The organism is Vaginisenegalia massiliensis, assembly GCF_900604935.1.
Taxonomy (GTDB): Bacteria; Bacillota; Bacilli; order Lactobacillales; family Aerococcaceae; genus Vaginisenegalia; species Vaginisenegalia massiliensis.
The window spans coordinates 154357-170831 of record NZ_UWPC01000001.1 but is presented as its reverse complement, the minus strand read 5'-3'; the positions used below and the strand labels follow the sequence as shown (position 1 = coordinate 170831).

Annotated in this window: 14 protein-coding genes; 12 read left to right on the top strand and 2 right to left on the bottom strand. The window is 36.9% G+C overall.

The genetic code is table 11. The annotated features are described in order from the left end of the window. Window positions 1-23 precede the first annotated feature (23 nt). From cmk to nth, 12 genes are all read left to right on the top strand, one after another. Window positions 24-707, top strand: coding sequence for a (d)CMP kinase (gene cmk / locus EIH20_RS00715; protein WP_124057434.1), 684 nt, complete (start codon window positions 24-26; stop codon window positions 705-707). Window positions 708-862: 155 nt separating this feature from the next. Then, window positions 863-2164, top strand: a complete 1302-nt coding sequence (gene rpsA / locus EIH20_RS00710) for a 30S ribosomal protein S1 (protein WP_124057433.1) — start codon at window positions 863-865, stop codon at window positions 2162-2164. Window positions 2165-2235: 71 nt separating this feature from the next. After that, on the top strand, window positions 2236-3549 hold the full coding sequence (der, locus tag EIH20_RS00705; protein ID WP_124057432.1) for a ribosome biogenesis GTPase Der: 1314 nt from the start codon (window positions 2236-2238) through the stop codon (window positions 3547-3549). Between the two features lie 144 nt (window positions 3550-3693). Next, the gene (locus tag EIH20_RS00700; RefSeq protein WP_124057431.1) at window positions 3694-3969 is read left to right on the top strand and encodes an HU family DNA-binding protein; all 276 of its coding nucleotides are present in this window, start codon (window positions 3694-3696) and stop codon (window positions 3967-3969) included. A 113-nt stretch (window positions 3970-4082) separates the two neighbouring features. Next, window positions 4083-5384: a tetratricopeptide repeat protein gene (locus EIH20_RS00695; RefSeq protein ID WP_124057430.1), complete on the top strand. Its 1302-nt coding sequence runs from the start codon at window positions 4083-4085 to the stop codon at window positions 5382-5384. Window positions 5385-5404: 20 nt separating this feature from the next. After that, window positions 5405-5953, top strand: coding sequence for a YpiB family protein (locus EIH20_RS00690; RefSeq protein WP_124057429.1), 549 nt, complete (start codon window positions 5405-5407; stop codon window positions 5951-5953). Continuing rightward, window positions 5943-7175, top strand: coding sequence for a CCA tRNA nucleotidyltransferase (locus EIH20_RS00685; RefSeq protein WP_124057428.1), 1233 nt, complete (start codon window positions 5943-5945; stop codon window positions 7173-7175). Before EIH20_RS00690 ends, EIH20_RS00685 begins: the two co-directional genes overlap by 11 nt. A 22-nt stretch (window positions 7176-7197) precedes the next feature. After that, entirely contained in the window at window positions 7198-9717 is a 2520-nt protein-coding gene (locus tag EIH20_RS00680) for an exonuclease domain-containing protein (protein ID WP_124057427.1), read from the top strand. A 60-nt stretch (window positions 9718-9777) separates the two neighbouring features. Continuing rightward, window positions 9778-10260 (top strand): PepSY domain-containing protein, encoded by a 483-nt coding sequence (locus EIH20_RS00675; RefSeq protein WP_124057426.1) that lies wholly within the window; start codon window positions 9778-9780, stop codon window positions 10258-10260. A 39-nt stretch (window positions 10261-10299) separates the two neighbouring features. Further along, window positions 10300-11598: an asparagine--tRNA ligase gene (asnS, locus tag EIH20_RS00670; RefSeq protein WP_124057425.1), complete on the top strand. Its 1299-nt coding sequence runs from the start codon at window positions 10300-10302 to the stop codon at window positions 11596-11598. An 86-nt stretch (window positions 11599-11684) separates the two neighbouring features. Continuing rightward, window positions 11685-12434 carry a DnaD domain-containing protein gene (locus tag EIH20_RS00665; RefSeq protein ID WP_124057424.1) on the top strand — a complete coding sequence of 250 codons (750 nt, stop codon included), beginning with the start codon at window positions 11685-11687 and terminating at the stop codon, window positions 12432-12434. Between the two features lie 24 nt (window positions 12435-12458). Next, window positions 12459-13109, top strand: coding sequence for an endonuclease III (gene nth / locus EIH20_RS00660; RefSeq protein WP_124057423.1), 651 nt, complete (start codon window positions 12459-12461; stop codon window positions 13107-13109). An 82-nt stretch (window positions 13110-13191) separates the two neighbouring features. Here the strand turns inward: nth and EIH20_RS00655 are convergent, their stop codons facing one another. Next, the gene (locus EIH20_RS00655; RefSeq protein WP_124057422.1) at window positions 13192-15663 is read right to left on the bottom strand and encodes a PBP1A family penicillin-binding protein; all 2472 of its coding nucleotides are present in this window, start codon (window positions 15661-15663) and stop codon (window positions 13192-13194) included. Further along, window positions 15664-16290 (bottom strand): Holliday junction resolvase RecU, encoded by a 627-nt coding sequence (gene recU, locus EIH20_RS00650; RefSeq protein WP_124057421.1) that lies wholly within the window; start codon window positions 16288-16290, stop codon window positions 15664-15666. It abuts the gene before it with no gap. Between the last annotated feature and the right edge of the window lie 185 nt (window positions 16291-16475).

Below are 16475 nucleotides of genomic sequence, written 5' to 3'. Positions count from 1 at the left end.
TTTTAGAAATAGGGTGGATAGAGATGAAACAATATAGTATTGCTATTGATGGACCTGCATCATCTGGTAAAAGTACAATTGCCCAACTAATCGCTAAGCGATTGAATCTGGTTTATATAGATACTGGAGCGATGTATCGAGCGGTAACTTATTATTTATTAAAAAAGGGTATTAGTTTAAGTGATTGGCCTAAAATTGAAGGGGCACTTGATCAGATTCATTTAGCTTTTAAACAGGTAGAAGGGCAACAGCATTTATTTTTAAATGGGCAAGATGTAGAAGTGCCAATTCGACAAGCTGAAGTAACGGCTCACGTTTCGGAATTATCAGCCATTCCTTTTGTACGTTTTCATTTGGTTGCTAAACAGCAAGAGATGGCTGAACAGGTTGGGGTTGTTATGGATGGTAGAGATATTGGGACGGTGGTTTTGCCAAATGCAAGCTACAAGTTTTTCTTCGTTGCTGATCCGCAGGTAAGAGCTGAGCGACGATTCAAAGAGAACCAAGCCAAAGGAATGACGAATCAAACTTTAGAAGAAATTAAACAGGCTATAATTGAACGTGATCATTATGATTCGAATCGGGAAACGAGTCCTTTGAGACAAGCTGAAGATGCGATTCAAATTGATACGAGTCAACTATCCATCGATCAAGTAGTGGACAAAGTACTTACCTATATCAAACCTCAAGCTTCAACTTTAAATTAATTCGACTTCTTTTACTGAAAAAGGCATGAATTGCCTAATATATTAGTTGTTAGACTAGACTATCGCTATATATTTTGCTAAAATGATAATCAGTAGGCTTGTATCGAAAGATATCAGCAACAATTTTATAGGTATTGCTTAGGAGGAACTGTTAGATGTCAGAGTTTGTAGAGAACAATGAATTAGAAGAAGTTAAGGAAGAAGTGAAAGCTGAACCAATGACTTCAATGGAAGACGCTTTAGATAGCGTTTTAGATATTAAAATTGGGGATGTTGTTAAAGGCGATGTTTTAGCTTTTGATGATAATCAAGTCCGCGTTGCTTTAAAAGAAAGTGGCGGTTTAGAAGGCGTAATCCCTCGTAATGAACTTTCTGCTGCTCCATTTGAAGAGTTGACCGATGTTGTTAATATCGGCGATGAAATCGAAGTAGTAGTTATTAAACCAATTAAAGATAAAGAAAACGGCAACTACTTAGTATCAAAAAAACGCGTTGATGCTAAGAAAGTTTGGGCTGAATTACAAGAAAAATTTGAAAACAAAGAAATCATCACTGCACCTGTTAAAGATGTGGTTAAAGGTGGTTTAGTGGTTGACTGTGGCGTTCGCGGTTTCGTACCAGCATCTATGGTTGAAAATCACTTTGTTGATGATTTTGCTCCTTACAAAGGCCAAACAATGGACTTTGCGATTGTTGAAATTGATCCTAACGAAAACCGTTTAATTCTTTCTCATAAAGAAATTGCTAAGAAAGAAGAAGAAGCGAAACGTGGTGAAGTATTAGCTAACCTTGAAGAAGGATCAGTTGTTGAAGGTAAAGTAGCTCGTTTAACTAACTTCGGCGCTTTCATCGATTTAGGTGGCGTGGATGGATTAGTTCACATCAGCCGCATTGCTCACCAACATATTGCTAAACCAGGTGATGTTCTTACTATTGGCGATACAGTAAAAGTTAAAGTTTTATCTGTTGACCAAGAAGCAGTTCGTGTATCATTATCTATTAAAGATACCTTAGAAGGACCATGGGATAACATCGAAGAAAAAGCGCCTCAAGGAGCTGTCTTATCAGGAACAGTTAAACGTTTAACTAACTTTGGTGCGTTTGTAGAAGTATTCCCTGGCGTTGAAGGTTTAGTTCATATCTCTCAAATTGCTCATGAACATATTGCAACTCCTCAAGAAAAACTTGAAGAAGGCCAAGAAATTGAAGTGAAAGTATTAAGCGTTGATCCAACTGAACAACGTTTATCATTATCAATTAAAGCATTATTAGAAAAACCAGAGGGAATGGAAACTGAAGCACCAGCTCCTAAGAAAGAGTCTGCTCCACGTCCTCGTAAGCAACACAATAAAGTGTCTAACCAAAACACAACTGCTTATAGCGATTCTTCTGAATCAGGCTTCACTTTAGCTGATATGTTAGGTGATGCTTTCAGCGGTTTAAACACTGAAGAATAATCCTAATTTGATTTTTATGAGGAGACTGACTTTAGCTGAGGTCGGTCTCCTATTTTTATGGAGGTGAAAAGATGGCCATTCCAATTATTGCTTTAGTTGGGCGCCCAAATGTAGGTAAATCTACAATATTCAACCGCTTGGTCGGTGAACGAGTATCAATCGTTGAAGATTATCCTGGCGTTACGCGTGACCGTATTTATGCAACCGGAAAATGGTTGGGACGTGAGTTTCGTTTAATTGATACGGGTGGTATTGATATGTCGGATGAGCCCCTTATGGATCAAGTTCGTCATCAAGCGGATATTGCTATGAGTCAAGCCGATGTGATCTTATTTTTGACCAGTTCTCAAGAAGGACTTACGGATGCTGACGAAGCGATAGCTCACCGTTTACATCGAACCAATAAACCCGTCGTCCTTGCAGTTAATAAGACTGATAATCCCGAGCAAAGACAAGATATTTATGATTTTTATTCTTTAGGTCATGGAGAACCTTATCCTATTTCTGGGGCTCATGGTACTGGTTTAGGGGATGTTCTGGATGCTATCATGGCTTTGGTACCACTTGATACTGATCAATCTGAAACAGATGATTCGATTAAATTTTCTTTTATTGGTCGTCCAAATGTGGGAAAATCAAGCTTAGTCAATGCCATTTTGAAAGAAGAACGAGTGATTGTTTCTAATATTGAAGGGACTACTCGGGAAGCAGTTGATACTTATTTTACTAACGAGGAAGGCCGTGAATTTACTATGATTGACACGGCCGGTATTCGTAAACGAGGTAAAGTCTACGAAAATACCGAGAAATATAGTGTTATGAGAGCCATGTCGGCAATCGACCGCTCTGATGTAGTTTGCTTAGTGTTAGATGCGGAAACAGGTATTCGTGAACAAGATAAACGGGTAGCTGGCTATGCATATGAAGCCGGCAAAGGAATCATTATTTTAGTCAATAAGTGGGATGCTGTTGATAAATCAGATAAGTTATTTGAAACTTTCACTAAAGAAATTAGGGCTCATTTTCAGTATTTAAGTTTTGCGCCAATTCTCTTTGTCAGTGCCTTAACGGGTCAACGTTTAAACAAATTGACTGATTTACTTATCGAAATTTACGAAAATCGTCATCGCCGGGTTCAATCCTCTACCTTAAATGACGTGTTAATGGATGCAGTTGCCATGAATCCGACTCCAACTGATAAAGGAAGACGCTTGAAGATTTATTATATGACACAAGTGGCTGTTGCGCCGCCAACTTTCGTCGTTTTTGTTAATGATGTGGAGCTCATGCATTTCTCTTATGAACGCTTTTTAGAGAATCAGCTTCGTCAATCTTTCTATTTTGACGGCACACCGATTAAAATTATTACACGGGCACGACAATAGGATGTTAGCGGTTAAATTAGTGCATAAACGTTGAATTATCAATATTTATATGCTATTCTATTGGAGAAATGAAGTTTATAAGATTGCTTATAAACGATTTCGATCATTTGCCTATAAGGCATTAATTTTAAGGGGGAAATACTAATGGCAAACAAAGCAGAATTAGTAGAAAAAGTAGCAGAAAAAACAAACTTAACTAAGAAAGACGTAACAGCAACTGTTGAAGCGTTATTCGAATCAATTCAAGAAGTTTTAGCTAAAGGCGAAAAAGTTCAAGTAATTGGTTTTGGTACGTTTGAAGTTCGTGAAAGAGCAGCTCGTAAAGGTCGCAACCCTCAAACAGGTGAAGAAATCGAAATTTCAGCAAGTAAAGTTCCTGGCTTCAAAGCTGGTAAAGCTTTAAAAGACGCTGTTAAATAATTAACAATGATAAGACCTAGCCATGTGGCTAGGCTTTTTTTTATTTGAAAAATTTTTTGGACTATATTGTCCTTCATGGTATAATTTTTTATAAGATATAAAGGAGGCAGGCTATGGATCAGTTTAATACTTATAAGGAGCGATTAGATGTATGTGAAACAGCTGTTGAGTTTCAAGCGCTCGCTCAAGAATTTTTACAAGAATCAGAAGGAGATCCAACTTGGCTTCACAAATGGCAGAGGATTACCGAAGCATACGGTAAGCAGGGATACTTGAATGAAAGTATTTATTTGGCTAGCCATTTATTATCACGTCAATTTGAACCAAAGCTATTTGGTAAGTTGATTAATCAGTTAATGGCCTTAGGACTTAGCGCCCAAGCTCTTAAACTATTTAATGATTATGCTGCTGAGGTTAGCGGTAATCTAACACTGAGCCTTCTAAAAGCTAAACTAATGGTTGAGGTTAACCAAATTCAAGCTGCGATTGACCTATATAAACATTTGATCGAAGAATATCCCTTGGATGAACGGCCTTATATAGACCTAGCTGATTTATACTGGCTAATTGAACAATGGCCAAGAGCTGAATATTATTACCAAGTTGTCATGGATTATTTTGCCAGTAAGTTAGATTTACGGATGGTTCGAAACCGTTTAGTTGAGATAGAATTGGCTAAAGAAATTACTGATTTCGACCGTATTGAAAGCTTGTTTCACCATGAAGGCTTATCTATCTTGACAGCAGAAGAACACTATCTTTATGCACTAGCCCAAATGCAAGCTCATCGTTATGAACCGGCCATTAAATTAGCTTTGCAATGTATCGAATTGGATTCTGATAACTTGGATTGTCACTTTTTGTTACTCGATTTGTACGAAGTATGTCAAAATCAAGTAGCCTTAAGGCAAGAACTTTCTTGGTTAACAGAAACAATTCCACCTTACCATGAAAGTTTTATTGAACTGGCTGAGATCGCAAAGCGTAATCAAATTTTCCTAACCACTTTAGCAAGAAAATTACACGAAATTTTTCCACTTTGTGAGAATTCGGATGATCAATGGCTGATACTTAATTATTTAGTGAATTCGAAATCTGCGAATCAGTCTGATTCATTTGGCTTGAAAGAGAACGAATTACAAACTATGTTAGAAATGGCTGATTTTGATGAAGCGTATCAAGCCTATATATTAGGTAAATTCTATTTATCTACGACAAATATTGAAAAGGCCATAGAGCAATTAGCACTAGCGCTACAGGGAAGTGTTAATGAAGAGACTTTAGTGTTGGATTATGTCAAGGCTCTCCTTCAATTAGGAGAAGAAGCTCAAGCAAAGAAACTTAGCCATGACTATCGTCAAACTTACTACGATGTGGCTGAATTGAAAGAGATTCGTCACCAAATCAATCAATAAAATCGAAAGGAGGGCTGATAATGGTCAATATCAACCAACGAAAACGTGAATTTTTAGCTTGGCTTTTGCAGACTTACCAGCACGTAGATCCTGCTGTGAATTATTTATTGACCTATATTGTGAATCAGCCCCATCTGATTCATTGGCTTCATTTTAGTGAAGAGGTCAAATATTGTCCTCGAGGAATCTATATTTCTTATCAACAATTTACAGCTGTACCATTTGTTTATTTTAAGGACCAACGCTCTTATCAACAAAGTGAGCAGGCCTTTCATGATCTTCGCTTAATGATGATGGTGAATCCACAACCTTTCTATATTGAGTTGAATATGCCTAACTACTTTGCAGCCCTCTATCGCTTTGATATTTTTGAAGAAAATCCATACCTTCCTATTAATCGTCAAGAGATAGAAGCATTCGATCAAGTTTTCAATCATTTTTCTATACAAGGAAGAATCCGGTTTTTACGTCAAGAACTTGATCAAGCATTGGGGCATCAAGAATTATTGTTAGCTGAGCAATATTTGGACCAAATTGACCTATTAGAGGGGGAGTTAGATGAAGATTAATTTAGATGATTCTCTCTTTCAAGCGGCACTGCCCTTGTTGAAACAAATTGAGTCTCATGGTTATGAGGCTTATTTTGTTGGGGGATGTGTGAGAGATACCTTATTAGGTCAATCCATACATGATATTGATATTGCCACCAGTGCGCGACCAGATGAAATTCAGCAGATTTTCCCTGTAACCATTGATGTGGCAAAAGAACATGGAACCATAATTGTGTTGCATCATCAAATTCCCTATGAAATTACGACCTTCCGTAGCGAAGGGGACTATTCAGATTTTCGACGTCCTGACCATGTTGATTTTGTGCGGAATTTGTCTGAAGATACTTTGAGACGCGATTTTACGATTAATGCTTTAGCCATAAATTATCAAGGTCAACTCTTTGATTATCACGGTGGACAGGCTGACCTAGAAGCTAGACAAATTAAAGCGGTTGGCCAGCCAATCGAACGCTTTAATGAAGATGCTTTAAGGATGATGCGCGCTATTCGATTTGCAAGCCAGCTAGGTTTTACCATCGAACCAAAAACGTTTGAGGCAATTCAAGAATTAGCTCCATTATTAAGTCATATCTCGATAGAACGCATTCGGATTGAATTAACCAAGTTTTTTCAAGGACCTTATTTTTATCGACAACATCATTTACTGGTTCAATCATTCTTAAGTCAATATATGAATTTGGCTGAAATACCCCATCTAAGTGAAGTTTTAAGTCAAATGGGGCAACAGTTAGAACCATTAGCAAAGGCTAATACTGAACGAGATGAACGTCTATGCTGGGCTCTTTTATTACATAATGGTTTTAAAAGTCATAGGATCAGTGAGCGAACTTTTTTAAGAAATTGGACCCATAGTAATCAATTTATTCAAGATGTCTTGGTATTAATTGAATTGCTTGAAATGATGCCTAGTCAACCTCTGACTGCTTGGCAACTATATTCTTACCCGACCTCTTTAATGATTATTGTCCAATCCTATTTACAGTATCACCATCGCGACTTAAATTCTCGACCCGTTGAAGAATTGGTTCGAGATTTACCTATTCAAGATCGTAGTCAACTGGCAGTTAATGGCAAGGATATTATGTCTTTTTTGGAAATGAAGCGAGGATCGGCAATAGTAGGGCAGTGGCTTGATGAAATTGAAAAACTCATCGTCCAAGGTCAATTACTCAATGATTACCAAACAATAAAAAACTATATTTCATGTCATAAAAATTAGAATTCTCAGAAGGAGGGACCGTATGAATCAATCTAAACTTGCGATTGTCGATATTGAAGCAACCGGTCCTAGACTTGAAGATGGGGATAAAATAATTCAAATAGCTGCCGTCATTATTGATCAGGATCAACATATTACGGAGCATTCTATGCTTATTAATCCTCAAAAAAAAATTCCCCAACATATTGTTCAATTGACAGGCATTCAACAAGAAGCGGTCGATCGAGCACCTAGCTTTGAACAAGTAGCTGGTTTATGGTATGAACGGTTAAAAGATTGTGTCTTAATCGCTCATAATTTGGCTTTTGATTATAAGGTTTTACAAGTAGCCTTTGCTCAAGTAGGATTCGATGAGTTTGAAACCATTGCAATTGATACAGTTCAATTAGCCAAAATTTTGCTGCCACAAGCTCCTGGCTTTAATTTAACAGACTTAAGTCAATATTTAGAGTTGCCAATGGAATCAGCTCATGATGCCCTCAATGATGCAAAAGCTACATTAGGTTTATTAAGTCATTTAACTCAAATAACGTCTAGATTTGACTACCAAACAAGAGAAAAGCTTATCACTATTACTCAATTTTTAAATTTTGATACAAGCCGTTTTTTTACGGATTTAGAATATTTTATTCATCGCTGCCCGTTTCAATCTAAAAGCAAAAATTTGAAGGAATATAAGCTAAATTCATTGTCAAACAACTTATTAATTGCTTCATATTTGCTTCAACAAAGGGGTGAGAAATCTAATGTCATTTTGGATAGCGAAGGCTATCCTTTAAGTCCTAAGTATGCTACTATGATGAGTCAGAAATTAGTTCAGGAAGGTCAACAGGTTTATTTAATCCTACCAAGTCAATTTGAATTAGAACAAGCCCAAGCAGAATTAGAAATGATTCAACTAAGCCAGCAAATTAGTCTACTTTATAGTCCTTACCAGTATTTTAATTTGGCTAAGTGGCAACGATTGACGCGATTATTTCCAACAGACAAGGCTAATCAACAGGAACTCATTACATTTGCTGCAGTAGAAGTCTGGTTAACTCAAACCCAAACAGGTTTATTGACGGAATTGAATGCCGAACTTGATCCGAGGACCATGATGGTAAAATATCTTGATCAGGACCAGGGCAGAATAGGAGTTTCTAATTTAAAGAATTTCTATCAACAAGCCATTAATCAGTCGCGATTGGCTGAAATTGTATTAATCCAAGAATGGGATTTCATTTATTTACTTGAACATGAGGATTTGCTTCTAAACGAGAAGAGCCACTGTATCATTGGAGATTGGGGTCACTTCTTAAACACTATTCGGCAACAAAACAGAAAAGGGTTACCCTTAGGAAAATTGAAGACTGATTTACGTTTTGCTTCTGACCGTTTGCGTTATGAAGGTCAGTTAAGTCTTAATCAGACTAAGATGACAGACTTATTAATAGAAAATCTAAATCAAGTTTATCTGAACTTTGAAGCACTCATTAAAGATAGAATCAATCAAGTATTGAATTCAGAAGGACACGAAACGGAATTTAATGAGTATCTTCCTCAAACAGAGGAAATCTGGATCTTTGACCAGTTGGATCAATTACTTGAAACGCTTAATCAATTTCTCAAACAAGAATGGGATACTGAAAATGATGAATTAGTCGGGACGTTTATTGGTCTAGTAAATAAGCTGCGAATGAATGTGTTAGACCTAACCCATAACAAGCCAAATTTTATGACTCTGTCCGGTTCTAGTTTGAACAATCAAATCTATCAATTACAACTTATGGGACATTATTTGTCTAATCAAAGGGTCATGGATCGAATAGAAGCTCAATTTCATTTTGTAACTATTCTCTCTGCTAATGATTATTATCTACCTCCATCCAGTGCATATCTAGACCAATTTGGACTTAAAAATTATTCCTATCAACATATCCCACATGAATTACTTGATTTGCCTCTCAGAACGATGGAAATTCCTCTGGCTTATACAGAAACGAGTGCCAAACAGAAGCGACTTGACTTTACTCATTTAGTTCACTATATGCAAGATTGGGCAAATTTAGAACAGGCGTGGGTCATTGTCGTCCACAATAAGGAACAAGTTCGACTCTTGTATCAAGCATTTATGCAAGTCCAAGGAGATTGGCCAATCTTGGCTCAAGGAATTCATGGTAATTTTAAGAAACTGAAGCGGCGGCTTAAAGAACAACAAGCGGGGATTATGATTACTTACCGATCTAGTTTATTCACGGATGTTTACGATAGTCATCCCTTGACTTGTAATATCATTCTCTATCAATTGCCATTTATGTCCTTAGAACACCCATACATAAAAGCCCTATCTGATCGCTATGTTGACCCTAATTTTAGCGTATTTGATCGTTTGCTATTGCCCCTAATGATCAATGAATTACTCAATATAGTAGCTTTTTTCGAAAATCAATTTCATCCGAATCATCTTATTTTGTTCGATAATCGCGTATTTACCAAATATTATGCGACTAATTTGAGACAAAAATTGAAAAGATTGATAAAATTTGACATAATCGACTAATTATTAGTGAGCTTTTGTGTTATGATTAATAACAGATTTTAATAAAAGGAGGCTTAATCAATGAGCCGACGAACTGTCACCGGTTTGACTGTTTTTATCCTATTTATTTCCTTGTGCTTTTTAGGCCTATTCATTAAAAGTCAGTCGAAAATATATCAAGCGGAAGCAGAAGCTGTCAAAATTGTTAATTATACTTATCCGGTAGATAAAGTTAATGAATTTTATTGGATAACCGTTAACGAAAAGCAAACGTATTTTTCCCTTGATTTTCTAGATGAGAAGGGAACGCACCGTTATGCCATTATCAATCAGGCAGGTGGAGACGTGATCTATCTTACTGATCAAGACATTATATCGGAAATAGATGCAAAATCGATTGCCTTAGCGGATATGAAGCCCAAACGGATTCTTCAAGCTCGCTTGGGTTTGGTCAATAAGAAACCTACATGGGAAGTGACACTGAAAAATAATAATAATACCATCACTTATTATTATTTAGATGCAAAAACAGGCGCCTGGGTTCAAAAAATTGAAAATATTTAATTGAAGGAATAATTATTCACTTATTTATTAGGAGGATTTATGGAAACTATTACAATGCGACAAGCAAAAGATTTTGTGGGACAAGAAGTGTATATGAATGCTTGGGTGACCAATAAACGGTCAAGTGGTAAAATCGCCTTCTTGCAATTACGAGACGGAGTGGCGTTTTTTCAAGGCGTAGTCCTAAAAAATGATGTTTCAGAAGAAGTCTTTGACTTAGCAAAATCTTTAAACCAAGAAACTAGTATTAAGATTAGAGGGATTATTCAAGAAGATTCGCGTTCTAACTTGGGTTATGAACTCTTGGTTAAAGACATTCAAGTAATTGGTGAGAGTCATGATTATCCGATTACACCAAAAGAACACGGCACAGATTTCTTAATGGATCACCGTCATCTTTGGTTACGGTCGTCAAAACAACATGCTATCATGCAAGTGCGTAACGAAATTATTCGCGCAACCTACGAATATATGAATCAAGAAGGATTTATCAAAGTAGATCCACCGATTTTAACGGGATCAGCTCCTGAAGGTACGACTGAATTATTCCATACTAAATATTTTGATGAAGATGCTTTCTTATCTCAAAGTGGTCAATTATATATGGAAGCGGCAGCCATGGCATTTGGTAAAGTTTTCTCATTTGGACCAACTTTCAGAGCCGAAAAATCAAAAACTCGTCGTCATTTAATTGAATTCTGGATGATGGAGCCCGAGATGGCCTTTGTTGAACACGAAGAAAGTCTACAAATTCAAGAGCAATATGTGGCTTATATCGTTCGCAATGTTATTGACCATTGTCAATTAGCTTTGAAGACCTTAGGTCGCGATACTGAACAATTAGAGAAATATACGAAAACACCATATCCACGAATTTCATATACTGAAGCGATTGAATTATTAAATAAAAATGGCTTTGATGATATTAAGTGGGGCGATGATTTCGGTTCACCGCATGAGACCTTTATTGCATCGCAATATGAGCAACCAATCTTTATCACTAATTATCCAAAAGATATTAAACCGTTTTATATGAAGCTTAATCCAGAAGATCCTTCAACTGTCCTTTGTGCAGATATGATTGCTCCTGAAGGCTATGGTGAAATTATTGGTGGTTCTGAGCGGATTGTGGATTATGATTTATTAGCTGAAAACATTAAAAAATTCGGTTTGAGCGAAGATGCTTACGGTTGGTATATGGATTTAAGAAAATACGGTAGCGTCCCTCATTCAGGATTCGGAATTGGTTTAGAACGAGCTGTAGCGTGGTTAACCGGAATTGAACACATCCGTGAAACTTCAGCCTTCCCACGCTTATTAAATCGTATTTATCCATAATAAAGTAGATCAGCTTAATTAAGACCGAAAATGATGAATTGTTATCATTATCGGTCTTTTGTTTTAGAGTGAGAAAGGATGTAAATATGACAGCCTCATCAATTTATGATTGGATGAAAAAGGGTTATACCATGGTTCCTAATGTTTTGTTACATCATATGGGAGACTTGGGCCTCAATTCTGACGAATTTGTATTGATTCTTTATTTGTTTTCGCAATTGAATCAGAGTTTAGTAAATCAAGATATCGCTTTGATGGGTCAAAGCTTGAATTGGCCAGCAGAGAAAGTCTACGAACAGTTGAATCATTTGTTAGCAAAAGGTTACTTATCCATTGAGTTAGTTCCTGGCAAAGATGGTAAGAAAACCGATCATTATTCTTTAAGGCCTTTATTTGAAATTATGGATCGGCAATATTATGCAAATGATACCCAAAAACAAGAGTCGCCTACTCAATCGGTAGTCAGCCAACTAATCGAGCAAGAAAGTAAAGTAGGTTCAGGTGAATTAGTTCAACGATTTCAAAAAGAATTCGGACGAACATTGTCACCAATGGAAATAGAAATGATCCAAAATTGGGTGAATAAAGATAGGTATTCATTTGATCTTATCTTACTTGCTTTGAAAGAGGCTGTTATTTATCAAGCCTTGAATTTTAAGTATATAGATACTATCTTATTAAACTGGGAAAAACGAAATATTCGGACTCTTGCTCAAGCTCAACAGGAGATTGACCGTCGTAATCAAAAAACAGCGACGAATAAAGAACAATCTATCAATCGAAAACAGGTTACCCCTTCAATAAACATACCTATTTATGACTGGAATCAATCTTAAGTTTGAAAGGAAGGAGGGAAGAGGGTGCTAAGTAAAAAACAAACACAGGGTGCTGTGGCTCAGATGTCAGCACTCTTTCCCGATGCTGCTTGCGAATTAATTCATGATAATGCTTATCAATTACTGATTGCTGTAATGTTAAGTGCACAGACTACAGATGCTGCTGTAAATAAAGTCACTCCTAAATTGTTTGAACGTTTCCCCGATCCATATGCGGTCATTCATGCTAATCCGACTGAGATTGAACCCTATATTAAGACGATTGGCTTATATCGCAACAAAGCGCGTTTTATCTATCTTTGTTGCCAAGAATTAGTCTCCAAATATCAAGGACAAGTGCCACAAAGTCATAAAGAATTGACTTCTTTGGCAGGGGTAGGACGTAAGACCGCCAATGTTGTTCAAAGTGTGGCTTTTGGCATTCCAGCCATTGCAGTTGATACACACGTTGAGCGTGTCGCTAAACGTCTGCATATTTGCTGTCAAAAAGATACCCCCTTGCAAGTAGAAATAACTTTGCAAGATAAGCTCCCGCAAGCTGATTGGTCTAAGGCACACCATACCATGATATTTTTTGGGCGCTATTTTTGTACGGCCCGTAATCCTCAATGTCAGGAATGTCCGTTGTTAAATATTTGTGCCTTTGGTCAGAAGCGGATAGAGAAAGAAAAATAGAAATGAAGAAAAGAGAGTAGAAGAAGCAAATGACTTCTTTTACTCTCTTTATTTGCGTATAAAACTATTAAATCAAATTTTGCTAGTTACCTGAAGGACTTTCTGTTGAATTTTCAGGTTGCCCTTGATTAGAACCTGACTCGGATTGATTTGAATTATTTGAAGATTCTGATTCACTAGATGAAGTGGTAGACTCGGTAGAAATATCCAAGTTTACAACCAGATAATCTGACGAACTATTACCATCAATCATCCTTAATTTAAGGACATATTGCCCATCTTCAGAGACAGGGAAGGAGAAGCTAGTATTCCTACCCGTATAAACAACGGTTCCGTTAATAGAAAGCTCAAATTGACCTGAATCGGAAGCCGAACCCCAAACTGCATCAATAGACTTAGTTTTTTCATTGTAATTAGCATCAAATCCAGTTGGCATGTTGAGGACCCGACCATATGAAGTTGATTGTCCACTTGGTTCCTTACCTTTAACAAATAGTTCTTTTGAACGCATGTTACTTGGTGTATAAGGTCCAGGCAACATGATTGGATCAGTATATTTTTCAATTTCGACCTCTGAAACACTAGAAGGACGCACCCAATCAGTATCTGGCAGATCTTTCATCATAAATTTCATACTATCAGCATATAGCAATTGGCTAATTTTAGTTTCTTCAAGTGAAAGATAATTCTTGTCCTTGAAAGGATTATCGTATCCAACCCAGGTTGCAACTGAATATTGTGGAGTGATACCAACGAACCAACTATCGGGAGCCACATAGTCTTGATCAGATAAACCAAACTTAGCCATTTGTTCGTCCGTATAGTTTGTGGTTCCAGATTTACCGGCGTGATGGAGATTTTCAATATTTGCTTCCGGAGCAAATTCACCAGGAACGCCTTTCAAAATATCTAGAAGCATATAAGCAGTAGAATCTTTCATTGCTTGGCTGGCAGGGGATTCAAATTCTTTTACCGTTCCGGCCGAAGTAATGACTTTTTTTACAGTAAAGGGTGCATGATATTTACCACCATTTGAAATGGCACCATAGGCAGCGGATAATTTAACTGGTGAAATTTCACCGCCTATGGCATTAGCTTCGACTAACTGTTTTTTACCGTCATTGGTGATGTTAATATCTAATTTTTGTAAGAAAGCATAGGCATTATCAAGACCGACTTTTTGTAAGGTTTTAAGAGCCGGAATGTTACGTGAGCCAACTAAGGCCTCACGAATCGTCATTTTACCTTTAAATTGATAATCGTAATTTCGAATGGGTAAACCGGAGGAATATTTGTATTCCTCATCTTCGACCATGGTGCCAGTTGAATAATTGAGATATTCAAAAGCCGGACCATAATCAGCGAGTGGTTTCATGGTTGAACCAACACTTCGATTGGATGCCGTTGCCCGATTGTGACCAAACATCACGTCTTGTTTCCGGCCACCAATAACAGCTTGAACTTCACCATTATTTACATCGATAATAGAGATAGCTGTTTGCATTTGATCATTAGGAAAAGGGATGGTGGAATCATTGTTTACTAAGTTATAAATATGTTGTTGAGCGGGCATGTTTAGATTAGTATAGACTTCCACGCCATCGGTGAAGATATTAATATTCATTTTTTCTTTAACTTCGCGAGCCACCATATCTAGATAGGAGTCGATGACCAAATCATTTTCATTGAGTGTTGACTTTTTAATTGGTGTCAACATGGATTCAATAGTTTGACTAGTATATTTTTGATAATCTTCTTGGCTAATCATCTTTCGATCGTACATTACTTTAAGGACTAAATCGCGACGTTGCTTAGCTTTATCAGGGAAGTTATACGGGTCATATTCAGTAGGGGCTTGGGGAATACCGGCTAAGAGAGCCGCTTCACCAATTGTTAATTGATCAAGATTTTTACCAAAGAATAACTTTGTAGCTGTTTTAGCACCGTAGGTGTTATTTGAATAAAATAGTTTATTTAAATACATCGTAAGTATTTCATCTTTGGTATAGGTTTGTTCAAGGCGAAGGGCCAACCAAGCCTCTTGAGCTTTCCGTTCAATGGTTTGATCTTTGAAATCAGTGGAAAAGACAGATAGTTTAATCAGTTGCTGAGTGATAGTTGAACCACCTTGAGCTACGCCACCTGCTTTTAAGTTAGCTACAAGAGCTCCGGCAATACGGATTGGATCAATGCCGTGGTGTTGATAAAAACGGGCATCTTCAATAGCGATGACGGCCATTTTTAAATTATCTGGAATTTCTTCAACGGTCATGAGATCTCTATTTTGGGAACCTAATTCCTTGATTAAATTACCTTCGCGGTCGTATATCTTACTTGAAATTTGGCCGCGAAGATCTTCAGGAGCGAGCTCAGGTGCTTTCATGGCATAATAACCAAATAATAGAGCGCCTCCTAAAATTAGTAAAAAGGCAAAAGTCACTAAACCGAATAGAATTCGTTTAATAAATTCTTTCGAACCCGTCCCTCTTTTACGAGGTTTAGTAGGCTGACTCGTTTGATATTTTTTTCTTTCAATCCGACTTCCTGTTACCATTTAATTTCTTCCTCTCAGTACAAAACGATCATGATTGTCGACAAGATATGCATCGATTGCCGCAATATAGTCCACCATAGGCTGATAAGCTTGGGGACATAAATATCCTTTACTTTTAATAAAGGCATAGGGAATACTATTTTTTTGCTCTTGTTCAATAAAAGTGAGTAGGTGTTCAAAGGGGAGTAGATAAATTTCATTTAACTGGCTAAAAGCTAGAATTAAAAAACATAGTCCGCCTTGAACTAAACATTCTTGCATGTGTTGTCGTTGATGTTCAGGTAAATTAGCTAAAGGAAAACTCGTTTTATTTTTTGTTTCCTTTGCTTCAAAATCAATATAATAACCTTGATAGATGCCATTGTAGTCTGTCGTTGAAGCTTGGCGATAGTAGGCTTCAGTAATTTTAGCAGCTTGGCGGTTAGGATAATCAACTTTAACAACCTGAATGGGTGTGGGTTTTTTATGAATAACGGCAACGTGATGGAGGCGATAATAATCATTACTTTGATTTAAGCGTTCCTCTAATGACATACCACGACTACCATATAAAATATTTTTTTGATTAGGTTTATTGGGTGATTGGTTTAGACTTTTTGGGCCTTGACCACTTGGATATTTTATCAAAAAAGCTCACCTCTTAACAGTAATTATACCTAACTTTAGCTAAATGTGATAGTAGATATATTTGAACATTTGATGAAATATCAACATTATTTGTTTCACTTTTGTAAATATTCTGATATTTTTTGATAAGATGGTTTATCTTAAGGTTTATCATTTCCTTTTTGTTTACAAAACGCCGTCAATAC